Here is a 19,395-nt window from a genome sequence, read left to right on the forward strand (position 1 = left end):
AACGGCGATGACGTCCACCGTCCGGTGCCGGGTTCTCTCGAAACCGGCGGTGCACGCGCTCTCGCACTGAAATGGCAGGATTCGACATGACGAGCAGTTCCACCGTCAACCTTCTCGATCTCGACGCCCAAGGGCTTGTCGCTTATTGCGAAAGCCTGGGCGAGAAGCCGTTTCGCGCCAAACAGCTTCAGCGCTGGATCCATCAATACAATGCCGCCGACTTCGACGGCATGACGGATCTGGCCAAATCGCTGCGCGAGAAGCTGAAAGGGCGCGCATGTATCGGCATGCCCGACATCATTTCCGACAACGTTTCCTCCGACGGCACGCGCAAGTGGCTCGTGGACGTCGGCAATGGCAACGCGGTCGAAACCGTGTTCATCCCCGAAGAAACGCGCGGCACGCTGTGTGTGTCTTCGCAGGCGGGGTGTGCGGTCAATTGCCGGTTTTGTTCGACCGGCAAGCAAGGTTTTTCACGCAATCTGAGCACCGCAGAGATCATCGGTCAGCTGCGCATGGCGGAGTTCGCCCTGCGCGCGTCGCTGCTCGGCGAGGCCGGCGGCCGTGCCAACGGCGGTGAAGGCAAGGGCGAACGCGTCATCACGAACGTGGTGATGATGGGGATGGGCGAGCCGCTGCTCAATTACGACGCGGTCGTGCCGGCCATGCGCCTGATGCTCGACGACAACGCCTACGGCCTGTCGCGCCGTCGCGTCACGCTCTCCACGTCCGGCGTCGTGCCGATGATGGACCGCCTGGGCGCCGACCTGCCGGTGGCGCTCGCGGTGTCGCTGCACGCTCCGAACGACGCGCTGCGCGACGAACTCGTGCCGCTCAATCGCAAGTATCCGCTGCGCGAGCTGATGGCTGCGTGCCAGCGCTATCTGAAGGTGGCGCCGCGCGACTTCATCACGTTCGAGTACTGCATGCTCGACGGCGTGAACGATACGGAGGAGCACGCACGCCAGTTGCTCGCCGTGACGCGCGACGTGCCGTGCAAGTTCAATCTGATCCCGTTCAACCCGTTCCCGGAGTCGGGTCTGCTGCGCTCGAAGAACGAGCAGATCAAACGTTTCGCGCAGATTCTGATGGATGCGGGCGTCGTCACCACCGTGCGCAAGACGCGCGGCGACGACATCGACGCGGCCTGCGGTCAGCTCGCCGGCGAGGTGAAGGACCGCACGCGTCTTGCCGAGCGCACCCAGCGCGCCGGGCAGAAGGTCATCGAAGTCCGTCCCGTGCAGCATTGAGGGCGGCGGCGCGGGCGAGGGGCCCGGGCCGGATGCAACGCGGGTGCGGGCGCGCGGGGGTACGCGGCGGCATCGGCGAGTTTGACAAGAAACGTTGCAGAAGCGATCGGAAGCGGCACAGAGGCCGCGCATTTTGTTATAAAACGGTCTGCGAATCGGGGCCGGGCGCGCTGCGCCCGCCGGTTCCGGGATTGAAAAGAATCGACGCAAGGACTTTGGGATGAGCGAGCCGCAGCACCCCTTCGGGACAGACGGGACAGAGACCCACGCAGGCCGTACGGCGCAGGAGGGCGCGCCGTCGCCGGTGCAGGCCGTGCCGGACACGCTGGGCGCAGTGGGTGCGCGTCTCGCGCAACTGCGCGAGGCGAAGGGCTGGTCGGTCGAGGACGTCTCGGCGCGCCTGAAGGTGGCGGTGTCGAAGCTGCGCGAGCTGGAAGCGGGCGACATCAGCCATCTGCCGGACACCACGTTCGCGGTGGGCGTCGTGCGTGCCTACGCGAAGCTGCTCGGCGCGGACCCCGCGCCGCTCACCCAGGCGCTGCGCCGCGAGCGCGGCGTGCCGGAGCAGGATCTGTCGATGCCGGCTTCGGCGGGCGCCGACCTGCCGCGCGGGCGCGTGTCGCTGTCGCTCGGCGGCGGCGGGGCGCGTGCGCCGCGTCGGCGTGCGTCGTGGCTGTGGGGTCTCGGCATCATCGTGATCGCGGTGATCGCGCTCTCGATGCTGCATACGAATAGTGGTGAGTCGTCGGCATGGTTCGCGCGGATCAAGTCGATGGCCAACGGCGCGACGGCGGAGTCGGGTGCATCGTCGGCAACGGTGGCCGAAGGCGCGACGGCGAACGGCGACGACGCGGCGTCGGGTGCGCAGGCCGATCAGGCGGCGCAGAGCGGCGATCAGCTCGGTGCTCCGGCAGGTGCGCAGGCAGGCGACCAGGCACCGGCGCAGGCCGCGGCGCAAGCGACTGCCAGCGCGCCGCAAGCGGCAAGCGCCGCACCCGCGGCGAAGGCGACGAATGCCACCGTGGCAACGGTTGCGGCGGCGAGCGCAGCGCAAGCCGCGGCGGCCAGTACACCGGCAGTCGCAACGACCGCGCAGGGCGCATCGGCTGCTGCTGCGGCCGGCGACACCTCGACGTTCGCGATTCGCGTGACGCAGGACACCTGGGTCAGCGTGCGCGGCAAGGATGGCAAGGAGGTTTTCTCCGGCCTCGTCCACGGCGCCGACTCGCGTGAGATCAGCGCCGCCGCGCCGATGAAGATTACAGTGGGCAACAAGGCCGGTATCGAGTCGATGACCATCGACGGTCAGCCGGTCGACGCGGCGAAGTACGCGTCGTCGCGCGGCAATGTCGCGCGCTTCGTGCTGCCCTGATAGAGACATGGCATGCGTCGCGGCCGGCGAAGTATTCAAAAGCCGGCCGCGACGCTTTTTCAATTCGCGCGGCGCAGCAGCTGCATGAGCAGCGGCGGTGCGCGCGAGGTGTAAATGGGTTTTTCGATGCAGAGCGAAACGCAATCCCCGTCCAGCAACAGTCAGATCGTGTCGAACGAACCGATCCTCGGCGGCCACGCGCTGCGCCGCAAGTCGCACGCCGTGCACGTGCGCTGGGGCGGCCAGCTGGTGACGATCGGTGGCGACGCGCCTGTGCGCGTGCAATCGATGACCAATACCGACACCGCTGACGCGATCGGTACGGCAATCCAGATCAAGGAACTGGCGCAAGCCGGTTCGGAACTCGTGCGCATCACGGTCAACACGCCGGAAGCGGCGGCTGCCGTGCCGCACGTGCGCGACCAGCTCGACCGCATGGGCGTGATGGTGCCGCTCGTCGGCGACTTCCACTACAACGGCCACCTGCTGCTGCGCGACCATCCGGCCTGCGCGGAAGCGCTCTCGAAGTACCGGATCAACCCGGGCAATGTGGGTCAGGGCGCCAAGCGCGACACGCAGTACGCGCAGATGATCGAAGCGGCCATCAAGTACGACAAGCCGGTGCGTATCGGCGTGAACTGGGGCAGCCTGGATCAGGACCTGCTCGCGCGCATGATGGACGAAAACGCAGCGCGTTCGGTGCCGTGGGAATCGCAGAGCGTGATGTACGAAGCGCTCATCCAGTCGGCGATCGGTTCGGCGGAACGCGCGGTCGAACTCGGCCTCGGCCGCGACAAGATCATCCTGTCGTGCAAGGTCAGCGGCGTGCAGGATCTGATCGCCGTGTACCAGCAACTCGCGAAACGATGCGACTTCGCGCTGCACCTGGGCCTCACGGAAGCGGGCATGGGCTCGAAGGGCATCGTCGCGTCGACGGCAGCGCTCTCGGTGCTGCTGCAACAGGGTATCGGCGACACTATCCGTATCTCGCTCACGCCGGAACCGGGCGCATCGCGCACGGGCGAAGTCGTGGTCGGCCAGGAAATCCTGCAGACGATGGGTCTGCGCTCGTTCACGCCGATGGTCATCGCGTGCCCGGGTTGCGGCCGCACGACCAGCACGCTGTTCCAGGAACTGGCGTCGCAGATCCAGGGTTATCTGCGCGCGCAGATGCCGCTCTGGCGCGACGAGTTCCCGGGCGTCGAAACCATGAACGTTGCGGTCATGGGTTGTATCGTCAACGGTCCGGGCGAGTCGAAGCACGCGAACATCGGCATCAGCCTGCCGGGCTCGGGCGAAAACCCGGCCGCGCCGGTTTTCATCGACGGCGAAAAGGTCAAGACGCTGCGCGGCGAGCGCATCGCCGAAGAGTTCCAGCAGATCGTCAGCGACTACGTCGCGCGCAAGTACGGCAAGGCCGAAGTCGCGGCTCATTAAGGGGTTGCGGCGCGCCTGATCGGCGCGCTTGCGACCACGCGCCCGGGGGCCTCGCTTCTGACTTCTGACATAGCCGCGCCATCGGGCAGATCGACCGCCACGCACAACCGAACATCGTCAATCGCAACACCATGAGCGAACAGAAAAGAAAGCCTGAAAAGCTGACCGGCGTGAAGGGCATGAACGACATCCTGCCGCAGGACGCCGCGCTGTGGGACTTCTTCGAAACCACCGTGAAGTCCATGCTTCGTTCGTACGGCTATCAAAATATCCGTACGCCGATCGTCGAGCACACGCAGCTCTTCACGCGCGGTATCGGTGAAGTGACCGACATCGTCGAAAAAGAGATGTACAGCTTCACCGACTCGCTGAACGGCGAACATCTCACGCTGCGCCCCGAAAATACGGCGGCGGTCGTGCGTGCGTCGATCGAGCACAACATGCTCTACGACGGCCCGAAGCGTCTCTGGTACGTCGGTCCCATGTTCCGTCACGAGCGTCCGCAGCGCGGCCGTTATCGTCAGTTCCACCAGGTCGGCGTGGAAGCGCTCGGCTTCTCGGGCCCGGACGCGGACGCGGAAATCATCCTGATGTGCCAGCGTCTCTGGGACGATCTCGGCTTGACCGGTATCAAGCTTGAAATCAACTCGCTGGGTCTCGCGGAAGAGCGCGCGGCGCATCGCGTCGAACTCATCAAGTATCTGGAACAGCACGTCGACCTGCTCGACGAAGACGGCAAGCGCCGCCTGTATACGAACCCGCTGCGCGTGCTCGACACGAAGAATCCCGCGCTGCAGGAAGTGGCGAACAACGCGCCGAAGCTGATCGACTTCCTCGGCGAGCATTCGCGTGCGCACTTCGAGGGGCTGCAACGCATCCTCAAGTCGAACAACATTCCGTTCACGATCAATCCGCGTCTCGTGCGCGGTCTCGATTATTACAATCTGACCGTGTTCGAGTGGATCACCGACAAGCTCGGCGCGCAGGGCACGGTCGCTGCCGGCGGTCGTTACGACCCGCTGATCGAGCAACTTGGCGGCAAGCCCACGGCGGCCTGCGGCTGGGCGATGGGCATCGAGCGCATTCTCGAACTGCTCAAGGAAGAGGACCTCGTGCCGGAAGCCGAAGGTTGCGACGTCTACGTCGTACATCAGGGCGAAGCCGCGCGCGATCAGGCTTTCATCGTCGCGGAACGACTGCGCGACACCGGCCTCGATGTGATCCTGCATTGCAGCGCGGACGGTCAGGCGGCGAGCTTCAAGTCGCAGATGAAGCGTGCCGACGCGAGCGGCGCAGCGTTCGCCGTGGTGCTCGGCGAGGATGAAGTGGCGAAGGGCGTGGCGGGTGTGAAACCGCTGCGCGGTGTGGCCGCCGACGCCCGCAACGAGCAACAAACGGTAGCGCTTGAGGACTTGACCGAATATCTGATCAATGCGATGGTTGCATCCGCCGAAGACGGCGACGACTGATCGCGACGCTCGAATCAAGATTGGATCAAGATTTGCGGCGCGCCCGGACGGCACGAATCGCCTGAAATATCGGCATGAAGTGCGGCGGCGCGCCTCATCACAGGCTTCAGAATAAACGAGGAATCGCGACGCGATGAGTTACCACGACGAACAGGAATCGATCGAGAGTTTCAAGGCATGGTGGACGCAGTGGGGTAATGCCACTACGTGGCTCGTGCTGATCGTACTGCTCGCGCTCGCCGCGTGGAACGGCTGGAACTTCTGGCAGCGCCGCCAGGCGGCCGAGGCCGCCGTGCTGTACGACCAGGTCCAGCAAGCCGTGAACGGCAGCGACAAGGCGCTCATCACGCGCGTCGCGAGCGATATGGAAGACCGCTTCGGCGGTACCGCGTACGCGCAGATGTCGGCGCTCGCGGTCGCGAAGGCGCTCTACATGGCGGGCGACACGGCTGGCGCGAAGGCGCAGTTGCAGTGGGCCGCCGATCACGCGAAGGATGAAGAATTCCGCCAGGTCGCGAAGCTGCGTCTCGCTTCGCTGCTGCTCGACGAAAAAGCCTACGATCAGGGCCTCGCCCTGATTCCGCAGCCGGACGCCGGTTCGTTCAAGGGCGTCGTTGCCGACGGCCGTGGCGACCTGCTGGCAGCGGCCGGCAAGCGCGACGACGCGCGCGCTTCGTACAAGCTCGCGCTCGACAGCCTGCCGAAGACCGACGCCTCCGAGCGTCAACTGATCCAGTTCAAGCTCGACGCGCTGGGCGGCTAAGCAAGCGGCGGGCGTGGCGCCGTGCGCGCGTCGTCCGCGAATCGAATCAAACAATTCAACTCAACTCCTTTGATGCTTCGTTCACCGATGAATCTGCTGAAACGAACCGTTGTGCCCGTCGCCTGCGCGATGACCGTCCTTGCTCTGGCGGCCTGCTCATCGACGAAGGACGAGCGCCGCGTGCCGGTGCCGCTGACCGAGTTCAAGCCGGTGCTGGACGTCCAGCAGGTGTGGAAGGCGAGCGTCGGCAAGGCCGGCCGCTACCTGTTCTCGCCGGTCGCCGTCGGCGACTCGGTCTATGCCGCCGGCGCGAACGGTTCGGTCAAGAAGATCGACGCCGCTTCCGGCAAGGAAGTCTGGAGCACGAAGCTCAAGGACGACATTTCGGCAGGCGTCGGCAGCGACGGCAACCTGACGGCCGTCGGCGGCCTGAAGGGCGAAGTCTACGTGCTCGACGCGAACGGCAAGCTCTCGTGGCAAGCCAAGGCGCCCGGCGAAATCATTTCGCCGCCGCTGGTCGGCAACGGTCTCGTGATCGTGCGTACGATCGACGGCCAGATCGTCGCGTTCAATGCGCAGACGGGCGAGCAGAAGTGGCTCTATCGCAATCGCGCCGTGCCGCTGAACCTGCGCGTCTCGGCCGGCATGACCTTCGCGGGTGATCAGGCGGTGCTCGCGGGCTTCCCGGGCGGCGCGTTCGCGGCGATCAACCTGCAAAGCGGCGACGCATTCTGGGAAACGCCGGTGTCGTATCCGAAGGGCGTGACCGAAGTCGAGCGTATCAACGACGTGAGCGGTCCGCCCACGCTCGTCGGCGCCACGACCTGCGCGGTGACGTTCCAGGGCCAGATTGGTTGCTTCGACGCCAACTCGGGCCGTGCGATGTGGGAGAAAGCGTTCTCGAGCACGAGCGGTATCGCTCAGGACGATGCCACCGTGGTCGGCGGCGACGACTGGTCGGTCGTGAAGGCCTACAGCGTGTCGACCGGCGCGCCAACGTGGACCACCGACAAGCTCAAGAATCGCGACGTCAGCGTGCCGGCCCTGCTGGGTCACGCAGTCGTGGTGGGCGACTATCAAGGCTACGTGCACTTCCTCTCGCTCGACGACGGCAGCTTCGTCTCGCGCGTGAAGACCGACGGCAGCCCGATCGTTGCCGCTCCGGTGCTCGCGGGCAACACGCTCGTCGTGCAGACGAAGGACGGCGACCTGTACGGTCTGCGTCCGCGTTAAGTAAATCAAGGCGTCCGGCGCACCTTGCCGGTCGCACTGAAGGGGCCGCCCCTGCGGGGTGCGGCCTCTTGCATTTGGTGCGTCATAGCGCCACATGCGGAAATCAGGACGGCGTCCGGGCATGATGCGGCGCGCCGTCGAGCGGGCCGGCGCACGCCGGCCGCGCACATGTCGGCACGGCCCCGCATGACGCCACGCGCGTCGCGCGCATTCCGGGACCGGCCACTGTACCAGGCGAATGCTTCTGACTGCCGGGCCAGTGCGCCGGGCCGGACTGCGAGGCCGAAGAAGAAAGTCGATCTGGTCCGCCCGAGGCTTTATCCGGCACCTGCCGGGTCCCGATCACCGTTCAATGGCTGCTCAATGGCCGCGAGCGTCGGGTCCGGTGTCCATTTCGTGATAATTTGCAACTGATGCAGCCCTGCGGGCTACCATGCAGGCGCTTGCCGCGCATCGCGCCGGACGTTCCGGCGCCGCGCCTTACTGTAGAAAAGATCAGATGAAACCCGTTATCGCCCTCGTCGGGCGCCCCAATGTGGGGAAATCCACGCTCTTCAACCGGCTCACGCGTTCGCGCGATGCGCTGGTGGCCGATTTGCCCGGTCTCACGCGCGACCGCCACTACGGCGAAGGGCGCGTGGGCGATCGCGCGTATCTGGTCGTCGACACGGGCGGTTTCGAACCCGTCGCGAAGGACGGCATCCTGCATGAAATGGCGCGCCAGACGCGTCAGGCCGTGGAAGAAGCCGATATCGTCGTCTTCATCTGCGACGGCCGCAATGGCCTCGCGCCGCAGGACAAGCACATCGCCGATTACCTGCGCAAGACCGGCCGTCCGATCTTCCTCGTGGTCAACAAGGCCGAAGGCATGAAATACAGTGCCGTGGCCGCCGACTTTTACGAACTCGGCCTCGGCGACCCGCGCGCGATTTCGGCTGCGCACGGCGACGGCGTGACCGAAATGATCAACGAGGCGCTCGACCAGGCCTACACCGATCGTCCGGAAGAGGACGAAGACGACGCCAGCAAGCACGGCGTGAAAATCGCGATCGTCGGTCGCCCGAACGTCGGCAAGTCGACGCTCGTGAACACGCTGATCGGCGAAGATCGCGTGATCGCGTTCGACATGCCCGGCACGACGCGCGATTCGATCTATGTGGATTTCGAGCGCAACGGCAAGAAGTACACGCTGATCGACACGGCCGGCCTGCGCCGTCGCGGCAAGGTGTTCGAAGCCATCGAGAAGTTCTCGGTCGTGAAGACGCTGCAGTCGATCGCCGACGCTAACGTGGTGATTCTGCTGCTCGATGCGCACCAGGAAATCTCCGACCAGGACGCGCATATCGCGGGCTTCGTGGTCGAGCAGGGCCGTGCGCTGGTGGTGGGCGTGAACAAGTGGGACGGCATGGACGACCACGCACGCGACCGCACCAAGCACCACCTGCAACGCAAGCTGAAATTCCTCGATTTCGCCAAGATGCACTTCATTTCGGCGACGGAAAAGTTCGGCATCGGCGCGCTCATGCGCTCGGTGGACGACGCCTACGCCGCCGCCATGGCCAAGCTGCCGACGCCGCGTCTCACGCGCGCGCTGATCGAAGCGGTGGAATTCCAGCAGCCGCGCCGCCGCGGTCCGGTTCGCCCGAAACTGCGCTACGCGCACCAGGGGGGACAGAACCCGCCGATCATCGTGATCCACGGCAATGCGCTCGATGCGATTACCGATACTTACAAACGCTATCTGGAGAACCGTTTCCGGGAAACTTTCTCGCTGACGGGGACTCCATTGCGCATAGAGTTTCGTTCCTCGACGAATCCCTACACTGACAAGAGTTGAGCTTCGTTCGCTACCGCGCTTAACCTGGTCGTTCACCGCCCTGGCCGGACGGCCAGTACAGGCGCGGGGGAGCGAGAATCAGCTATAGTGTAGCGATTGGCGGCGGATTTCTTTTTCTTCGTCGCCAATTTAAGTTAAACCTGCAAAAAAATACGGAGTTTGCTATGAGCAACAAAGGGCAACTGTTACAAGACCCGTTTCTGAACGCGCTGCGCAAGGAGCACGTGCCTGTTTCGATCTATCTGGTCAACGGCATCAAGCTTCAAGGGAACATTGAATCGTTCGACCAGTACGTCGTGTTGCTCCGTAATACGGTTACGCAAATGGTTTACAAGCACGCCATTTCCACGGTGGTCCCGGCCCGTCCGGTGAACTTCCACCCGGATTCGGAAGCGTCCTGACCCATGACGCGGCCGGTCCGGGGCGCCTCGCTGGCGATCCGGGCCGGCCGTTTCCATTTTGACATCAGCTAATTTGATCAACGCCGCACTTGTCGGCATCGACTTCGGCAAGACCGACTTCGAAGCCAGCCTCGAAGAACTCAGCCTGCTCGCCAAAAGCGCGGGCGCCCATCCTGCTGTCACGCTCACCGGGCGTCGTTCCAGCCCCGACGCCGCCATGTTCATCGGCAGCGGCAAGGCCGAGGAACTCCGTCTCGCCTGTGAAGCGAACGACATCGAAATCGTCATCTTCAATCACGCGCTGTCGCCCGCCCAGCAACGTAATCTGGAGCGCGCACTCGGCCGCCGCGTGGTGGATCGCACGAGCCTCATTCTCGACATCTTCGCCCAGCGCGCCCGCAGCCACGAAGGCAAGCTGCAGGTCGAACTCGCCCAGCTCCAGTACCTCGCCACGCGCCTCGTGCGCGCCTGGACTCACCTGGAGCGTCAGAAGGGCGGTATCGGTCTGCGCGGGCCGGGCGAAACGCAGCTCGAAACCGACCGCCGGCTGATCGGCGAGCGCATCAAGATGCTGCAGGGCAAGCTCGCCAAGCTGCGCCGTCAGCACGGCACGCAGCGTCGTCAGCGCGAACGTACGCGCACGATGAGCGTGTCGCTCGTCGGCTATACGAACGCGGGCAAGTCCACGCTCTTCAACGCGCTCACGAAAGCGCAGGCCTACGCGGCCGACCAGCTGTTCGCGACGCTCGATACGACGTCGCGGCGCGTCTGGCTCGGCGACGAAGTGGGCCAGATCGTGCTGTCCGACACCGTGGGTTTCATCCGCGAACTGCCTCACCAACTGGTGGCCGCGTTCCGCGCAACGTTGCAGGAAACCGTGCAGGCCGACCTGCTGCTGCACGTGGTGGACGCCTCGAGCGCCGTGCGACTCGATCAGATCGATCAGGTCAACGACGTGCTGCACGAGATCGGCGCCGACACGATCCGCCAGGTGCTGGTGTTCAACAAGATCGACGCCGTGCCCGAACTGGCGGCGCGAGGCGGGACGGTCGAGCGGGACGAATATGGTAATATTTCGCGCGTCTTTTTGAGCGCGCGCACGGGCGTCGGACTGGATGCGCTGCGCGCCGCCATCGCCGAAATCGCGACCGCCGAACCGCTTGCCGGGGCGTCGCAGCCCCAGGCCGCAACCGACTGGAATGCGGTGCCGCACGAACCCAGCAGGGAAGCCGAGCACGGCCGCTGAGCGGTCCGTGGGGCGCCCATGCGGCGTCCCGGCGGTTTCTCCCACGCACATGACCCGCTGTCTACTCTGGTGAACGAACTCAGGTGAACGATTACAACAAGCGGACTGGCTGGCAGCGCCCCCGCGCCATTTTCTCGTTGAACGACCCGCGTTGGGGCCGTGGCGAGGGCAATGGCCAGCGCACGGAAGACACCCGTCGCCCGTCGGGCAATAACGGCAACAACGGCGGCGGCAAGGGCGACGGCCCGCCCGACCTCGACGAAATGTGGCGCGACTTCAATCGCCGTCTGTCGTCGTTGTTCGGCAAGAAAGGCAAGGGCCCCGGCGGCATCGGCCCGCGCCAGGACAACGGTCACGGCGCGCGCATCGGCGTGGGCCTCGTGCTCGGCGTGCTGATCGCCATCTACGTGGGCAGCGGCGTGTTCGTGGTGCAGGACGGCCAGGCTGGCGTGGTGCTGCAATTCGGCCAGTATCGCCATACGGTCGGTCAGGGCGTGCACTGGCGCCTGCCGTTCCCGTTCCAGACGCATGAAATCGTCAACATCGGCCAGATCCGCAGCGTCGAGATCGGCCGCAACAATCTCGTGCGTCCGTCCAACGTGAAGGACGCCTCGGTGCTCACGCACGACGGCGACATTCTCGACGTGCGCTTCACCGTCCAATACCAGGTCAAGCAGCCGACCGACTATCTGTTCCGCAGCGTCGATCCCGATCTCACCGTGAGCCAGGCCGCGCAGGCGGCGGTGCGCACGGTCGTGGGTGCGCACAGCACCAACGATCTGCTATACGCCGACCGCGAACCGATCCGCGCGCAACTGGCTGACACCATTCAGCACGCGCTCGACGAATACAGGACCGGCCTCGGCGTGACGGGCGTGACGATCCAGAGCGTCACCGCGCCCGACCAGGTGCAGGCCGCGTTCGACGACGAAGCGAAGGCGCATCAGGACCGCGAGCGTGCGAAGCGCGACGCGCAGGCGTACGCCGACCAGCTGCTGCCGCGCGCGCAAGCCGACGGCGCGCGTCTGATCGACGACGCCAAGGCGTACAGCGACCGCGTGGTCGCGCAGGCGCAGGGCGACGCCCAGCGTTTCAACAGCGTCTACGAGCAATACGCGAAGGCGCCGGCCGTGATTCGCGAGCGCATGTATCTGGACACGATGCAACACATCTACTCGAATACGACGAAGGTGTTCGTCGACAGCAAGTCCGGCAATAACGTGATCTATCTGCCGCTCGACAAGCTCGTCGAGGCAACGCGTCAACGCGCCGCAGCAGCGGCGGGAGCCGCGGCCGCGACCGGAGCCGCGGCGCAGAATGTCGCGCCCAACGCAGCCGCCAACGCTGCGTCGGCGCCCGACGCGAATGCTGCCGCGCCGTCCGCGAACAGCGACACGCAGCCGCAGAGCGCCCAGCCGCAAAATACGCAGCAGGGCGCCCAGCAGCAAGGCGCGGCGCCCGCGCCCTCGGCTAGCGACGCCGCGCAGGCGGCCAGCGACGCTTTCCGTTCGCGCGACGCACTGCGTTCGCGCGGTCGCGAAGACGACGTGCAATAACGGAGCGCCGATATGAACAAGATCATTGCGTTCGTCGTCGCCTTCGTGGTGGTGGTGTTGCTGGCTTCGTCGTCGGTCTTCGTCGTCGATCCGCGTCATGTGGCGGTCGTGTCGTCCTCGGGCGGCTCGAAGGCTTCGCTCGCGGAGCCCGGCCTGCACGTGAAGCTGCCGCCGCCGTTCCAGGTCGCGACGTTTATCGACACGCGCATTCAGGCATTCGACGCGCCCGACGCCGATCGTTACACGACCTCGGACAAGTCGGAACTGCTCGTGAATCCAGTGGTGCGCTATCGCGTTGCCGATCCGCTCAAGCTCTTTGGCGCGACCAAGGGCGATACGCAGACGCTCGCCGACCGGCTCGCGTCGCTGTCGCGCGACGCACTCGCCGATGCCTTCTCGAAGGTCACGCTGTCCGACGCGCTTCAACAGCAGGAAGCCATCGCCAATGCCGCGCGCGACGCGCTCAAGACGGCCGCCGCGCCGCTCGGCATCGACGTGATCGCCATCGAACTCACTCGCATCGACTACCCGGCGGAAGTCGCCAACGTGGTCTACAAGCGCATGAGCGCGGCGCGCGAGCAGGCCGCCGCCGACGAGCGTGCGAAGGGCGCCGCCGAAGCGCAGCAGATCAAGGACGACGCGGAGCGCAAGCAGCAGGACGTGGTCGCCGACGCATACAGCCAGGCGCAGGCCATCAAGGGCGAAGGCGACGGCAAGGCCGCTGCAATCGCCGCGCAGGCATTCGGCCGCGATCCGGACTTCTATCGCTTCTATCAGAGCATGCAGGCGTATCGCGAGAGCTTCAAGCCGGGCGACGTCGTCGTGGTCGATTCGTCGAGCGACTTCTTCCGCTTCATGCGCAGTCCGAACGGAGACGCGCCGCAGGCTCCCGCCGCGTCGCGCAAACACTAAATTGAGACACAGGCGCCGCGCGTGTGCGCGGCGCATTTCTTCGCATGGACATAGCCGGCTCCCTGTTGCTCGCGATCGCACTGATGCTGATTATCGAGGGCATGTTCCCGTTCGTCTTTCCGACGGCGTGGCGCGACACTTTCCGTAGAATTGCGGAACGGCCGCCGCATCACATCCGGATTGGCGGGTTGATCGTGATGGCGCTCGGCCTCGTGCTGCTCATGCTCGCCACCTGAATTCAAGGCGCGCGCCGCGAGGGGCGCGCCGTTTCTATCGTCCGGTCCGTTCATGGCCCGAGTGAGGCGCGCCTTCGCGCGCGCCGCCGGCCTGCGTGGCCCTTTTTGTCGTAGGACTCACCGATGTCGACCTGGTTACTTCCCGAGAATATCGCCGACGTGCTGCCTTCCGAGGCGCGCAAGATCGAAGAACTGCGCCGCCGCCTGCTGGACCGCTTCCGCGCCTATGGCTACGAAATGGTCATGCCGCCGCTGCTCGAGTACCTCGAGTCGCTGCTGGTGGGCAGCGGGCGCGATCTGAACCTGCGCACCTTCAAGCTCGTCGATCAACTCTCGGGCCGCACGCTCGGGCTGCGCGCCGACATGACGCCGCAGGTCGCGCGCATCGACGCGCATCTGCTGAACCGTCAAGGCGTGACGCGCCTGTGCTACGCGGGCAACGTGCTGCATACGCTGCCGCGCGGCCTGCACGCCACGCGCGAGCAGATCCAGATCGGGGCGGAAATCTATGGCCATGCCGGCCTCGAAGCCGACCTCGAAATCCAGCAGCTGATGCTCGACGCGCTGCGTCTCGCGGGCCTCACGCAGGTGCGCCTCGATCTGTCGCACGCGGGCGTGCTCGCGGCGATCTTCGAAGCCGATCCGGCGGCTGCCGCGCTCGGCGACGCATTGTATGAAGCGCTCGCCGGAAAGGACGTGCCGCGCCTGGCAGAACTTACTGCGAAGCTCGCGCCGGTCACGCGCGACGCGCTGCGCGCGCTGCCGACGCTGTACGGCGACGCGAGCGTGATCGACGAAGCCCGCAAGCGTCTGCCGGCGCTGCCCGGCATCGCGCGCGCGCTCGACGACCTGGCGTTCCTCGTCGGCGAAATCGAAGGCGCGGAACTGGCGCTCGATCTCGCCGATCTGGGCGGCTACGCGTATCACAGCGGCGTGATGTTCTCGGCTTACGTGGACGGCGTGCCGAACGCCGTCGCGCGCGGCGGCCGTTACGACAAGGTGGGCGAGGCCTACGGCCGCGCGCGCGCGGCAACCGGTTTCTCGCTCGATCTGCGCGAAGTGGCGCGTATTTCGCCGGTCGAAGCGCGCAGCAGCGCGATTCTCGCGCCGTGGAAGCACGACGAGGCGCTGCGCGCGGCCGTTGCGGCCCTGCGCGATTCGGGTGAAGTCGTCATCCAGGCGCTGCCGGGTCACGATCACGACATGGACGAGTTTGCCTGCGACCGCACGCTGGTCGAGCGCAATGGCGTCTGGGTCGTCGAAGCGCGCGCTTAAACGACCGCAAAGCCGTCACAAAGCAGCCACAAAGCGGACATAATGCGACGCCCGGCGTACTTGCCGGGTAGGGCGTCTCGCTGCGCAGGCTGTTGAGCGCAAAAGGAAATTCCTGGAAATTCGGGAAAAAAAGGCGGTCTTGTCGCCGAACCCAGGTAGAATACGTTTTTAACCAGCTAACGAAACACCATGTCTGCCAGCGCAGTGAATGTAACCCCGGGACGCAACGTCGTCGTCGTGGGCACCCAATGGGGCGATGAAGGCAAGGGCAAGATCGTCGACTGGCTGACGGACCACGCGCAAGGCGTGGTGCGTTTCCAGGGCGGTCATAACGCCGGCCACACACTCATCATCGGCGGCAAGAAGACCATTCTCCGACTGATCCCGTCGGGCATCATGCGCGCCGGCGTCGCCTGCTACATCGGCAACGGCGTGGTGCTCTCGCCTGAAGCCCTGTTCAAGGAAATCGGCGAGCTGGAAGAAGCGGGCATCGACGTTCAGAAACGCCTCTTCATCTCCGAAGCCACCACGCTCATCCTCCCGTACCACATCGCCATCGACCAGGCGCGCGAAGCCAAGCGCGGCGCCGCGAAGATCGGCACGACCGGCCGTGGCATCGGCCCGGCGTACGAGGACAAGGTCGCGCGTCGCGGTCTGCGCGTGCAGGATCTGTTCGAGCCGGAAACGTTCGCCGCGCGTCTGCGCGAGAACCTCGACTACCACAACTTCGTGCTGACCCAGTACCTGGGCGCGCCGGCCGTGGACTATCAGCAGACGCTCGACACGATGCTGTCGTACGCCGAACGCCTGAAGCCGATGGTCACGGACGTGTCGCGTCGCCTGTACGACGTGAATCACGAAGGCGGCAACCTGCTGTTCGAAGGCGCGCAAGGCACGCTGCTCGACATCGACCACGGCACCTATCCGTTCGTCACGTCGAGCAACTGCGTCGCAGGTGCGGCGTCGGCGGGCGCGGGCGTCGGTCCGCAAAAGCTCAACTACGTGCTCGGCATCACCAAGGCGTACTGCACGCGCGTCGGTTCGGGCCCGTTCCCGAGCGAACTGTACGACGCCGACAACGCTGATCGCCAGGAAGAAGTGGGCCTCACGCTCGCGAAGGTCGGCAAGGAATTCGGTTCGGTCACGGGCCGTCCGCGCCGCACCGGCTGGCTCGACGCCGCCGCGCTGCGCCGCTCGATCCAGATCAACGGCGTGACGGGCCTGTGCATCACCAAGCTCGACGTGCTCGACGGCCTCGAAGAAGTGAAGCTCTGCGTCGGCTACAAGGTCGACGGCCAGGACGTGGATATCCTGCCGCGCGGCGCCTCGCAAGTTGCGGCCTGCGAGCCGGTCTACGAGACCTTTGCGGGCTGGAAGGAAAGCACCATCGGCATCACGCAGTTCGACGCGCTGCCGCAGAGCGCGCAGGCATACCTGAAGCGCGTGCAGGAAGTCGCCGGCGTGCCGATCGACATGGTTTCGACCGGCCCGGATCGCGACGAAACGATCCTGCTGCGTCATCCGTTCAAGGTCTAAGTAGCAAGAAGGTAGAAGCAAAGATGATTCAAATGATGGACCCGCGCAACGACGATAAGAACCTGTGGGTCGGCTGGGACGAATACCACCGGCTGATCGAAATGCTCGCGCTTCAGGTGCACGAGTCGCGCTGGAAATTCGATCAGATCCTGTGTCTCGCGCGCGGCGGCCTGCGCGTGGGCGACCAGCTCTCGCGCATCTATGATCTGCCGCTGGCGATTCTTGCGACCAGCTCGTACCGCGAAGCGGCGGGCACGGAGCAGGGCGATCTCGACATCGCGCAGTACATCACGATGACGCGCGGTCACCTCGAAGGCAACGTGCTGCTCGTCGACGATCTCGTCGATTCGGGCGTCACGCTCGCGCGCGTGCAGGATCACCTGAAAGAGCGTTACCCGGCCGTGACCGGCGTGCGCTCGGCCGTGCTCTGGTACAAGGGCTGCTCGAAGGTGAAGCCGGACTATTTCGTCCAGCATCTGCCGACGAACCCCTGGATTCATCAGCCGTTCGAGGAGTGGGACACGGTGCGTCCGCATAATCTCGGCGCGTGGATCAAGCGCGGTCTGCAACAAGCCCAGCAGCAGAATTCGCAGGGTTGATGCACGCTGGCGTGCCGCCGCGGCCTTCGGGCCTGCGCGGCGCGGCCAGTCGATGAACGGAGCCTTTCGAGGCTCCGTTTTTTTTGCCGCCGAGGCGCGCGTCGGTGCATTTCGGTGCATTTCGGCGGGTTTCGGCGCGTTTTTACGCGCAAGGTCGCCGCTCGGGGCACAGACGGCTGACCGCGGTAAAGCGCCAATGCTAAACTGCGCGGGGACAAGGGTACGTCGCGGGGTCACAACGGCCACTCTGGTTCCGCCCGTAGCCGGTTTAGAATAGCGCTCGAATTTTTCCGCCTCAAACGGATCTCTGCGTATATGACAACTAGCACGCACGTGGCAAAACAGCCGCTACCTTCCCTGGCCGTAGCGGCCATCGGCGTGGTGTTCGGCGATATCGGCACGAGCCCGCTGTACTCCCTGAAAGAGGCGTTCAGCCCTTCTCACGGCATTCCGCTTACCAATACGTCCATCCTTGGCGTCATCTCGCTGCTGTTCTGGGCGATCATGATCGTCGTCAGCGTCAAATACGTGCTCATCGTGATGCGCGCCGACAACAACGGCGAAGGCGGCGTGCTCGCGCTCATGGCGCTCGCGCTGCGCTCGCTCGACCGCAAGAGCCGCTCGGTCGTCGTGCTCACCGCGCTGGGCATCTTCGGCGCCTGCATGTTCTACGGCGATGCGGTGATCACGCCGGCCATCTCGGTGATGTCGGCCGTCGAAGGTCTGGAGATCGCCGCGCCCAAGCTCACGCATCTGGTGCTGCCGCTCACGATGGTGATCCTGATCGCGTTGTTCTGGATCCAGCGTCACGGCACCGCGCTCGTCGGCCGCCTGTTCGGGCCGATCATGGTGATCTGGTTCATCACCATCGCCGTGCTCGGCGTCTCGCGCATCGTGCAGCAGCCGGGCGTGATCGCGGCGCTCAATCCGTACTACGCCTTCTCGTTCATGAGCGCGCATCTGCTGCAGGCCTATGTGGTGCTCGGCTCGGTCGTGCTGGTGCTGACCGGCGCGGAGGCGCTCTACGCCGACATGGGGCACTTCGGCGCGAAGCCCATCCGCTGCGCGTGGTACGGCCTCGTGATGCCCTCGCTGGTCCTCAACTACTTCGGTCAGGGCGCGCTGCTGATGCAGGACCATCGCGCGATCGAAAATCCGTTCTTCCTGCTCGCGCCGGACTGGGCGCTCCTGCCACTCGTCGTGCTGTCGACGGTCGCCACGGTGATCGCGTCGCAAGCCGTCATTTCAGGCGCGTACTCGCTGACGAGCCAGGCGATCCTGCTCGGCTACGTGCCGCGCATGAAGGTGCTGCACACGTCCGATCTCGCGATCGGCCAGATCTATGTGCCGGTCGTGAACTGGATGCTGCTGTTCATCATCCTGTGCATCGTGGTCGGCTTCAAGAGTTCCGATAATCTGGCCGCCGCGTACGGTATCGCCGTGACCGCGACCATGGTGATGACCACGATCCTCGTGAGCGTCGTGATGACGAAGCTGTGGAAGTGGAACAAGTGGCTGGTCGGGCTCATCATCGCGGGCCTGCTGATCATCGACCTCGGCTTCTTCGGCGCGAATCTGCTCAAGGTCGAGGAAGGCGGCTGGCTGCCGCTCGGTATCGGCGCGCTGCTGTTCTTCCTGCTGATGACGTGGTTCAAAGGCCGCATGATCGTGAAGGAACGCACGGCTGCCGACGGCATTCCGCTGATGCCCTTCCTGCAAGGTCTGCTCGCGCATCCGCCGCATCGCGTGTCGGGCACCGCCATCTATCTCACGGGCAGCGACACGCTCGTGCCGGTGAGCCTGCTGCACAACCTCAAGCACAACAAGGTGCTGCACGAGCGCACGATTTTTCTCACGTTCAAGATTCGCGATATTCCGTACGTGTCGAACGCGGAGCGCGTGAGCGTGAAGGATATCGGCGGCGGTCTCTATCTCGTGAAGGCCGACTACGGCTTCAACGAAACGCCGGACGTGAAGGCGGTGCTGGAGGAGATCGGCCGCATCGAAGGCATGTCGTTCGAGATGATGGACACGTCGTTCTTCCTCGCGCGCGAAACGGTGGTGCCGACGCAATTGCCGGGCATGTCGATCTTCCGCGAGCGCGTGTTCGCGTGGATGCATCAGAACGCCGCCAAGCCGACCGACTTCTTCAGCATTCCCGCGAATCGCGTGGTCGAGCTGGGGACGAAGATCGAGATCTGATCGTCTGCTCGATGACGCAAAAAAGCCGCCCGCGGGCGGCTTTTTTATTGCGCGATTTTCGCGCGGCTCAG

16 protein-coding genes are annotated in these 19,395 nt (G+C 65.1%); all 16 read left to right on the forward strand.

The window, feature by feature from the left end:
* Positions 1 to 86: 86 nt before the first annotated feature.
* The 16 genes from rlmN to SB764_RS28395 all read left to right on the forward strand — a co-directional run bounded on the left by rlmN (position 87) and on the right by SB764_RS28395 (position 19,324).
* Complete coding sequence (gene rlmN, locus SB764_RS28320; RefSeq protein ID WP_065060239.1) at positions 87 to 1,250, forward strand: 23S rRNA (adenine(2503)-C(2))-methyltransferase RlmN; 1,164 nt, start codon at positions 87 to 89, stop codon at positions 1,248 to 1,250.
* Positions 1,251 to 1,470: 220 nt separating this feature from the next.
* Positions 1,471 to 2,622 carry a helix-turn-helix domain-containing protein gene (locus tag SB764_RS28325; protein WP_410865787.1) on the forward strand — a complete coding sequence of 384 codons (1,152 nt, stop codon included), beginning with the start codon at positions 1,471 to 1,473 and terminating at the stop codon, positions 2,620 to 2,622.
* Between the two features lie 114 nt (positions 2,623 to 2,736).
* Positions 2,737 to 4,059: a flavodoxin-dependent (E)-4-hydroxy-3-methylbut-2-enyl-diphosphate synthase gene (ispG, locus tag SB764_RS28330; protein ID WP_065060237.1), complete on the forward strand. Its 1,323-nt coding sequence runs from the start codon at positions 2,737 to 2,739 to the stop codon at positions 4,057 to 4,059.
* A gap of 131 nt (positions 4,060 to 4,190) precedes the next feature.
* The gene (hisS, locus tag SB764_RS28335; protein ID WP_065060236.1) at positions 4,191 to 5,528 is read left to right on the forward strand and encodes a histidine--tRNA ligase; all 1,338 of its coding nucleotides are present in this window, start codon (positions 4,191 to 4,193) and stop codon (positions 5,526 to 5,528) included.
* Between the two features lie 133 nt (positions 5,529 to 5,661).
* Complete coding sequence (locus SB764_RS28340; RefSeq protein ID WP_321856548.1) at positions 5,662 to 6,291, forward strand: tetratricopeptide repeat protein; 630 nt, start codon at positions 5,662 to 5,664, stop codon at positions 6,289 to 6,291.
* A gap of 87 nt (positions 6,292 to 6,378) precedes the next feature.
* Positions 6,379 to 7,524 (forward strand): outer membrane protein assembly factor BamB, encoded by a 1,146-nt coding sequence (bamB, locus tag SB764_RS28345; protein WP_065060234.1) that lies wholly within the window; start codon positions 6,379 to 6,381, stop codon positions 7,522 to 7,524.
* A gap of 499 nt (positions 7,525 to 8,023) precedes the next feature.
* A complete protein-coding gene (der, locus tag SB764_RS28350; protein ID WP_065060365.1) occupies positions 8,024 to 9,361 on the forward strand; it encodes a ribosome biogenesis GTPase Der in 1,338 nt (445 codons plus the stop codon).
* Positions 9,362 to 9,525: 164 nt separating this feature from the next.
* A complete protein-coding gene (hfq, locus tag SB764_RS28355; RefSeq protein ID WP_027814901.1) occupies positions 9,526 to 9,762 on the forward strand; it encodes an RNA chaperone Hfq in 237 nt (78 codons plus the stop codon).
* A gap of 73 nt (positions 9,763 to 9,835) precedes the next feature.
* Positions 9,836 to 11,008, forward strand: a complete 1,173-nt coding sequence (gene hflX / locus SB764_RS28360) for a GTPase HflX (protein WP_173816756.1) — start codon at positions 9,836 to 9,838, stop codon at positions 11,006 to 11,008.
* An 83-nt stretch (positions 11,009 to 11,091) separates the two neighbouring features.
* A complete protein-coding gene (hflK, locus tag SB764_RS28365) occupies positions 11,092 to 12,564 on the forward strand; it encodes an FtsH protease activity modulator HflK (RefSeq protein WP_065060232.1) in 1,473 nt (490 codons plus the stop codon).
* 12 nt (positions 12,565 to 12,576) lie between these two features.
* Positions 12,577 to 13,476, forward strand: coding sequence for a protease modulator HflC (gene hflC / locus SB764_RS28370; protein ID WP_074984442.1), 900 nt, complete (start codon positions 12,577 to 12,579; stop codon positions 13,474 to 13,476).
* A 44-nt stretch (positions 13,477 to 13,520) separates the two neighbouring features.
* Positions 13,521 to 13,712 (forward strand): DUF2065 domain-containing protein, encoded by a 192-nt coding sequence (locus tag SB764_RS28375; RefSeq protein ID WP_065060230.1) that lies wholly within the window; start codon positions 13,521 to 13,523, stop codon positions 13,710 to 13,712.
* A 123-nt stretch (positions 13,713 to 13,835) separates the two neighbouring features.
* On the forward strand, positions 13,836 to 14,987 hold the full coding sequence (locus SB764_RS28380) for an ATP phosphoribosyltransferase regulatory subunit (RefSeq protein WP_065060229.1): 1,152 nt from the start codon (positions 13,836 to 13,838) through the stop codon (positions 14,985 to 14,987).
* A 189-nt stretch (positions 14,988 to 15,176) separates the two neighbouring features.
* Positions 15,177 to 16,523 (forward strand): adenylosuccinate synthase, encoded by a 1,347-nt coding sequence (locus SB764_RS28385; protein ID WP_065060228.1) that lies wholly within the window; start codon positions 15,177 to 15,179, stop codon positions 16,521 to 16,523.
* Between the two features lie 23 nt (positions 16,524 to 16,546).
* Positions 16,547 to 17,122 carry a phosphoribosyltransferase gene (locus SB764_RS28390; RefSeq protein WP_065060227.1) on the forward strand — a complete coding sequence of 192 codons (576 nt, stop codon included), beginning with the start codon at positions 16,547 to 16,549 and terminating at the stop codon, positions 17,120 to 17,122.
* Between the two features lie 315 nt (positions 17,123 to 17,437).
* Positions 17,438 to 19,324, forward strand: coding sequence for a potassium transporter Kup (locus SB764_RS28395; protein WP_065060226.1), 1,887 nt, complete (start codon positions 17,438 to 17,440; stop codon positions 19,322 to 19,324).
* Positions 19,325 to 19,395: the final 71 nt, after the last annotated feature.

This window comes from Paraburkholderia sp. SIMBA_027 (assembly GCF_046535315.1).
Classification (GTDB): domain Bacteria; phylum Pseudomonadota; class Gammaproteobacteria; order Burkholderiales; family Burkholderiaceae; genus Paraburkholderia; species Paraburkholderia tropica.